The sequence below is a fragment of the Salinispora goodfellowii genome, assembly GCF_059570675.1.
The window spans coordinates 1-7,082 of sequence record NZ_JCANTD010000066.1 but is presented as its reverse complement, the minus strand read 5'-3'; the positions used below and the strand labels follow the sequence as shown (position 1 = coordinate 7,082).

Here is a 7,082-nt window from a genome sequence, read left to right as displayed (position 1 = left end):
GCGCGACGCGCCAGGAACGCCCACACGGACAGGTGACAGCGCGACCGGCCGGCAGGGAGTACCGTCGATGACGGCAGGGCGCCGGTTGTAGCGGTCGGCGCCCGCCACCCAGACCGCTACCTGGGAGAACTGATGCCGGCACCGACACGGACCATCGTGGACCCGAGGTTCGGCGCCGAGCTGCGCCAACGGCGCGAATCCCGCGGGCTGACACTGCGGCAGTTGGGCGTGGCGGTCAGCTACGGCAAGAGTTTGTTGCACCAGCTGGAGCGAGGACACACTCGGCCGACCGTTGACGTTGCTGTGCGCCTGGACGACGCCCTAGCCGCAGGCGGGGCCCTGGCCGCTCTCGTCGCCGACATGCCCACCCCCGAGGACCGCGCCGTATACGCGGCCCAGCATCCCCGCCGGGTCGATCACGGCGCCGTGGACGCCCTGGCCGACCTGCTCGCCAGCTACCGGCGCCTGGAGGACAGCATCGGGTCGACTCTGGTCGTCGACCCGGTACGCGCGCAGCTCAACACCGTTGTGTCCCTGCTGCGAGATGCCAGCCATCAGGTACGGCCGGCGGTTGTGGATATAGCCGCGCAATGGGCACAGTTTGCCGGCTGGCTAGGTATCGCCACCGGTGACGACAAGGCCGCCACAATGTGGCTCGGTCGCGCCCTGCAATGGGCGACCGAGGCCGGAAACCGGGACTTAATTGCCGGCGTACTCTCATTTCAGGGCCACCAGGCGGAGGGACACGGAGACCTAGCCTCCATGATCGGGCTGTCCGGGGCGGCCCGTCGAGACGAGGCGGCGCACACCGCACTACGTGCGTACTCCACCGGGCAGGGCGCCCGCGGCCTAGCTATGGCGGACGCCCGCCCGCGCGAGGTGATCGGCCTCCTCAGTGAGGCTGCGGACCTCGCCGAGCAGGCCGCCGGTCAGCCCTTGTCGCCGTGGGGCTACTGGTACACGCCCGCGTTTTTTGCTGTGCAGCAGGGCATTGTGTGGCGCTACCTGGGCGCCCGGGACGGCCGGGCCAACGATCGGGCGGTGCAGCTCCTGACCGCCGGGGTGGCCGGGGCGAGCGAGGACGCCCGCGGTTCGGACTGGCACGGCCGGCACCTGGTGCACCTGGCGGTGGCGCACACGCAGGCCGGGGACGCCAGCACCGCCCGGCAGGTCCTGGACGAGGCTCACGCCATTGCTGACGCCACCGCGTCACGGGCGCTGGCCAGGCAGGTCACGGCGGCTGTCCGCCTGTCCGTTACCGGGTAGCGGACAGCGCCCATCCTGACGTGTAGCACCGCGTCACTACAGGATCATCCTGGGTGGTGACACGCCGCCTCGACCCGATCGAGGGGAGCACGCGCATGATCCGGCTACTCCGTCGACTTCGCCGCCGCCGGCCCGCACGGCTGGACGCAGTCGGCCCCGCCACCCGGTACGCGGCGCGGGCCGGCGCCTACTCCCCGCTGCACAACCAGCCGACGGTCATCTTCGACCGCCGGCCCCTGATGACCCCGCTCGCCCGGCAGCGGGCGAACCGCCGGTGATGGCCACCCACGCCCGGCCGCGCTCCGGCAGCCTGTCGACGGTGCAGCTACGTAACCGGATGATCCTGTCCGCCCGGCGGATCATCACCGAACACTGGCCACGGGTGGACCGGTGCCCGATCTGCGCATCCGCCTGGCCGTGCCCACCCACCGACACCGCCTACGACTACCTGGCCTCGGTGGGTCAGGGCAACTGGGCTCCACCGGAACGCGCCGGGCGGCTGCGGTGAGCCCGGCCGACGCGACCGTCCGCCGGTGGTGGCGGGACCTGAACGAGCACCGCCAGGTCGACGGCCGCTGCCCGGTGTGCGGCACCCCACGGCGGTGCTGGCCGTGGGCGGAGGCGTACGCCGGGTTGCTCACCCACGACCTACTCGGAGCACCACGAACCGCAAGGTAAACCCCTCAATGATGGAGGTCGTAATGACTACGTTCGCCCCGGACCGCTGCCTGCTGCCGCTCTACGACAGCCGCACCGAGCAGGGACGGATGAGCCCGGCTCGCCCGTTCGGGCTGACACTGTCTACGCAGGTTGGTGACGAGGTTCCGGTGGTTGACCTGACCGGCGTCCACCTGGACCCGGTGACGCAGACCGTGATCGGTGTCGACGGCGCCACCTTGGGTAAGCCGCAGACCACGCAGAAGGTCGCCACGAACAGCAAGACTTCCTACGACCACCAAAACTTCAACGACTCCACCCCGGACACCTACCAGGACTGACACCCGTGACGATCCTGGTGCTGACCGATCCCCGCGATGTGACCGCCGACCTGGTCATCACCGCACTGCACAACCGTGACGTACGGGTGCACCGTGTCGACACCGGCGACTTCCCCCAGTTCCTCACCCTGACCGCTGAGAACGGCGGTCAGGGTGGCTGGTCCGGTGTCCTTACCGACGCGCACCGGCAAACCCGGATCGAGGAGGTCACCGCGGTGTACTACCGGCGGCCCGGCCCGTTCCGGCTAGCCGATGGCCTCGACGACTACGAACGGCGGTGGGCCACCCAGGAAGCCCGGATGGGATTCGGTGGCCTGGTCACGGCGCTGCCAGTGCGATGGGTCAACCACCCCCACCACATGGCGGCAGCCGACTACAAACCCGCGCAACTCGCGGTCGCCGCCCGCTGCGGCCTAACCACCCCCCACACGCTGATCACCAACGAGGCACAGACAGCACGGGCCTTCATCGCCGCCGCCCCCAACGGGGCCATCTACAAACCGCTGCACGTGCGCCCCTACCTCGACACCGACACCGGACACCTGATGGCACTGGCCACCACCCCAGTCACCGCCGAACAGATCACCGACGCGGTCACCGGCACCGCGCACCTCTTCCAACATCAGATACCGAAAGACCACGAGCTACGCGTCACCACCATCGGACGGCGCGTGTTCGCGGCCCGCATCGACGCGCACTCCGACGCCGCCCGCATCGACTGGCGCACCGACTACGACAACCTCACCTACACGCCGGTCACACTGCCCGACACGCTCACCGACCAGCTCCTGTCCCTGACCGCAACCTTGGGCCTCGCGTTCGCCGCGATCGACCTGATCGTCACCCCGACCGGCGACTACGTGTTTCTAGAGGTGAACCCTGGCGGCCAGTGGGCCTGGATCGAAGCCGAGACGGGGCTACCTATCGCCGCTGCCATCGCCGAGTACCTGGAGACGCCGTGACCCTCACCGACGCCGGCTACCGGCAACGACGACAACACCTCGTCGCCCAACTACACACCACAGGACACCTGACCAACCCCACCGTGGCGGGAGCGTTCGCGTCGGTCGCCCGCCACCCGTTCGCCCCCGCCGTCTACGACGTGAACTCCCACGGGCAGGTCGGTGACGTGCTACACGCCGCCCGGCCGGAGCACCAGGACGCCTACCTCGCGGCCGTCTACGGCGACGAGGCGATCGTCACCCAGATCGCCGAAGATGGGCGGCCGACCAGCTCATCCACTCAGCCCGGGGTGATGGCGGTGATGCTGGAAGCCCTCGACCTGCAACCCGGCATGACCGTGTTGGAGATCGGCACCGGCACCGGTTACAACGCCGCCCTCCTGGCCCACCTGCTCGGGGACGCGGCGGTCACCTCGGTCGACATCGACCCGCACCTGGTCGCCATCGCCACCACCGCCCTCACCGACGCCGGCTACCAGCCGACCGTGGTTGCTGCGGACGGCCTGGCCGGATACCCGGCGCGGGCACCCTACGACCGGCTGATCGCCACCTGCTCGGTACGCCGAGTACCAGCCGCCTGGCTACGACAAACCAAACCCGGCGGGCTGGTCCTGGCCAACCTGTCCTACGGCGTCGTACCACTCCGAGTCGACGACACCGGCACGGGTCACGGCCGGTTCCTCCCGCAGGTAGCCGCATTCATCGAGGCCCGACCCGCCGACGGGCCCGTCGGGCCGACCGTGGCCGACATGCTGTCACTGTGCATGGGTAGCACCGGCACCACCGCACCGGGCAACGATCGCGATGTCGCGCTGTTCGGCGACCCGTGCGGTGAGTTCTGGTGGCGGCTCGCCGAGCCGAGCATCTACCACTGCACCCTGCTCCCCGAGGGGGAAGAGGTCCACTGCCTCGTCGACGCCGACACCGGCTCCTGGGCGCGAATCCACGCCCAGGGCTCGACCGTCACCGTCGCGCAAGGCGGACCACGCCGGATCTGGAACGCGGTAACCAGCGCATGCCGCCGGTGGGCCGACGCCGGCCGCCCCACCCACGACCACCTGGGCCTCACCATCGATTGCGACGGCACCCACACCCTCTGGATCGACACACCCAACGGACCACACACCTGGAACCTCGACCCACCAAGGTGAACCCAACAAAGCAGCCGGCCCCGCTCTCCCCAGGTCGGGAGGGCGGGGCCGCTTCGTGTCGTGATTGCCCTGGCCCTGGTCAGCGCGTGTCACGGCGTCGGCGCCGCGAACAAAGACCCGCCCGTCCCGAGAAATCGCGTGCCACTGGCCGTCGGCCCCCAGCCTCCGTCCACCGCCTACGCTCAGTTACCGGCACGTAGTCGGCCGACGTTTGGATCGCGGCAGATCCGTGCATGCGATCTTGTTGAATCTCAAGGACATCCGGACAATCCGCCTTGGCGCCCAGCTCGCTCGCGACCTCGGGATCAACGAACGGACCGAACAACGCTTGATTCGAGAAGTCGGCAGGCGAGCGCTGGCGTCTCGGTCATTGAATTTCGACCGGGTTGGCCGTCAGCCGGTCGCGGACCTGTTCGGGCAGCAGACCCTCTTGACTGAAGTGCCCGGCGACCAGTGCCCGGAGTTGGTTGTCATCGAGCCCAGGGCGCTGGGCCATCAGGTCGCCCCATGCGCGCGCCGCCGCTCAAGCACGACGTCCGGGTGAATAACATGGACGTGAGCCTCAGCGCCTGCTGCACCGGTGGGGTCAACGGCCGGTTTGGGGAGACGATCACGGTGGCGCTATCCGGCGGGATGTCGGCGACCGTACGATCGGACTTAAGCAGACGAAGTTGATCGCCGGCCTGACGAATGTCTTTCTGCGAGACGAGGCCGGACGGCTCGTGGTCACTCTTTGCGTCGATGGCCAGCCAGAGGTGATGGTCCCAGCACCACGTGGAATCGCAGCGACCGGAGGCCGGCGGCTTCTGCGCCTCGGCTCCCAAGAGGTAGCCAAGCTTGGTCAGGGCGGTCTCGTACACGGTCGGCTTGCGTTCCTTGAGGGCAGCGAGCATCTCATCGGCAGCCGTCGCGGCCTTGGGAATGGAGGTGCTTTTCAGCCGGGCTGCGACCGACGCGACCGCGCGGCGCCAGGGCGGGTCATTCGCAGCGGTCTTCCGCGCCTCGGCCGTACGGCTCGCAGCAGTCGGGACGGTGCCGGTAGACCCGCAGGTCGCGTGGCCTCTCGTACAGGCATGCCCGCCACACGACGGCTACGCCGCCGGGCACTACCGGCCCGTTGCCTGGCCAGCCGTGCAGCAGCACGTCCACCCTCCGACGGTACGCGCGTCACGCGACGGACAAGGTTCTGACGCCCCCAGCTGTCTGGCGCCTGTGCGCGGGCCGGTCCCCGCAACTGGGCGTATCGCTGCGGGGACCAGCTTGTCGGTGGCCTGCGGCCAGGCTGCTCCACCTGCGCGTGGCCGTGGCCAGCAGCCGAGCGGTGACCTCGTCGACCTGTTTAGGTTCGCCGCGGCATGCTCACCACCGCAGACTGCGGTTATCTATTTGTACAGTCCCCGTTCCGGCACTCGCTGGAGCAGGCGATCGCCCGGCTCCGTCCCCAGCACGCGGCCCTGCTGCGGGTACTCGCGGCAGAGGGGACCATGTGGAACATTGCCAAGGTCGCCCGGAGGGCCGGTTGCACCCAGGCCGAGGCGCTGCGCGGGCTGCACGCCCTGCTCCTGCGCGGCCTGGTCCGGCCGGTGAGTCAGGAACACGCCGGAAACGGCGGACTCTCCAGCTTCACGGTCCTGAACCTGGTCCGTCACCTCGTCGCCCCAGCCAATGCTGCACCTGCCTCCGCCGCTTCGTAGCAGGAGCTCGCGGTATCGAGGAACTCAGCCGGCCATCGCGCGGACCAGTGACGCCGGCCGCATGTCCGTCCAGTTCTGCTCCACGTACTCCAGGCACTCCTGACGAGAGGCGGCGGCCCGCGCCACCGACCAGCCCGTCGGCACATCCAGGCCGTCCGGCCAGAGCGAGTACTGCCCCGCGTCGTTGACGAGCACCACGTAGGTGCCTTCAGCGTTCTCGAAAGGATTGGTAGCCATGTGTCACCGCGGTCGTCGAATCGCTTTGTCCACACCATAGGCGCGCACGGAGCCCTCGGGCGGCAGCGTTCGAGGCCGCCTCCCCAACTGCCCCTCAGCTGCCGCCGCAGACGCCGGTACCGGGCCGCGTGCGCTCCCTGGCGTGCCCGCCACCCAGCATCACCACCACCGTCCCGCCGGGCACCAGCCGACGGGCTGTCATCGTCTACCAATGCCCGCGCTGCGAGACCCGCTACCTCGGCCAGCAGTGGTGCCACGACTGCCACACCCCCTGCACCCGCCTCGACTTCGGCGGCCCGTGCCCCCACTGCGACGACCCCGTCGCCATCAGCGACATCACCGAGCAGCCTCGCTAGCTTCGAGCGTCAGCGTACGCATCGGAAAACCCCGAAAGCTCGCCCAATCTACGAAACGGGCGTAAGCGCACTTATAGCCCTCCCATGATTGGCGGCCGGCACAGTGCGTCACATCACGGATCGCCGCCGTTACGCCCACACGGTTCGGTCTACGTACCGCTTCCACGTAGGCGTCCACAGTCGCGTGCCGTCCGCGCGCGGTGGCGATGGCGCCGCAAGCAGAACGGTGCGGGATCATACGGGGTATGGCTGAAGGGCGTCCGGCGTCGACCACCAGGAAAATCACCAATCCGCAGGTCATGCGAGCGATGGCTCATCCGGCGCGGATGGAGATCATGGAATACCTCGGGAGCACGGGTGAGGGGGTGACCGCCACCGAATGCGCCGCACTCGTTGGACTGTCGCCGAGCGCGACTAG

At 69.1% G+C, this 7,082-nt stretch carries 10 protein-coding genes and 1 pseudogene; 9 read left to right on the top strand and 2 right to left on the bottom strand.

Annotated elements, in window-relative coordinates; genetic code table 11:
• Positions 1–132: 132 nt before the first annotated feature.
• The 6 genes from T398_RS26365 (at position 133) to tgmC (ending at position 4,377) form a co-directional block, all read left to right on the top strand.
• On the top strand, positions 133–1,266 hold the full coding sequence (locus T398_RS26365; protein WP_496450509.1) for a helix-turn-helix domain-containing protein: 1,134 nt from the start codon (positions 133–135) through the stop codon (positions 1,264–1,266).
• A gap of 95 nt (positions 1,267–1,361) precedes the next feature.
• Entirely contained in the window at positions 1,362–1,544 is a 183-nt protein-coding gene (locus T398_RS26360) for a hypothetical protein (protein ID WP_496450511.1), read from the top strand.
• Complete coding sequence (locus T398_RS26355) at positions 1,544–1,774, top strand: hypothetical protein (protein WP_496450510.1); 231 nt, start codon at positions 1,544–1,546, stop codon at positions 1,772–1,774. The genes T398_RS26360 and T398_RS26355 overlap by 1 nt, the downstream gene beginning before the upstream one ends.
• 193 nt (positions 1,775–1,967) lie before the next feature.
• Positions 1,968–2,264: a putative ATP-grasp-modified RiPP gene (gene tgmA / locus T398_RS26350; RefSeq protein WP_496450508.1), complete on the top strand. Its 297-nt coding sequence runs from the start codon at positions 1,968–1,970 to the stop codon at positions 2,262–2,264.
• A gap of 5 nt (positions 2,265–2,269) precedes the next feature.
• Positions 2,270–3,226, top strand: a complete 957-nt coding sequence (gene tgmB, locus T398_RS26345; RefSeq protein ID WP_496450507.1) for an ATP-grasp ribosomal peptide maturase — start codon at positions 2,270–2,272, stop codon at positions 3,224–3,226.
• Positions 3,223–4,377 carry an ATP-grasp peptide maturase system methyltransferase gene (gene tgmC, locus T398_RS26340; protein ID WP_496450506.1) on the top strand — a complete coding sequence of 385 codons (1,155 nt, stop codon included), beginning with the start codon at positions 3,223–3,225 and terminating at the stop codon, positions 4,375–4,377. The genes tgmB and tgmC overlap by 4 nt, the downstream gene beginning before the upstream one ends.
• A gap of 470 nt (positions 4,378–4,847) precedes the next feature.
• On the opposite strand, the gene T398_RS26335 is transcribed toward tgmC, so the two are convergent.
• Positions 4,848–5,270, bottom strand: a complete 423-nt coding sequence (locus T398_RS26335; protein ID WP_496450505.1) for a hypothetical protein — start codon at positions 5,268–5,270, stop codon at positions 4,848–4,850.
• Positions 5,271–5,732: 462 nt separating this feature from the next.
• Between T398_RS26335 and T398_RS26330 the strand changes: the two genes are divergently transcribed.
• Positions 5,733–6,071, top strand: coding sequence for a helix-turn-helix domain-containing protein (locus T398_RS26330; protein WP_496450504.1), 339 nt, complete (start codon positions 5,733–5,735; stop codon positions 6,069–6,071).
• Between the two features lie 24 nt (positions 6,072–6,095).
• Here T398_RS26330 and T398_RS26325 read toward each other — a convergent pair whose 3' ends face one another.
• Positions 6,096–6,308, bottom strand: a complete 213-nt coding sequence (locus T398_RS26325; RefSeq protein ID WP_496450503.1) for an MbtH family protein — start codon at positions 6,306–6,308, stop codon at positions 6,096–6,098.
• A 128-nt stretch (positions 6,309–6,436) separates the two neighbouring features.
• Here T398_RS26325 and T398_RS26320 point away from each other — a divergent pair, with 128 nt between their 5' ends.
• Together T398_RS26320 and T398_RS26315 are read left to right on the top strand one after the other, a co-directional pair.
• Entirely contained in the window at positions 6,437–6,664 is a 228-nt protein-coding gene (locus T398_RS26320; RefSeq protein WP_496450502.1) for a hypothetical protein, read from the top strand.
• A 245-nt stretch (positions 6,665–6,909) separates the two neighbouring features.
• A pseudogene (locus T398_RS26315) lies at positions 6,910–7,082 on the top strand (ArsR family transcriptional regulator); the annotation flags it as partial.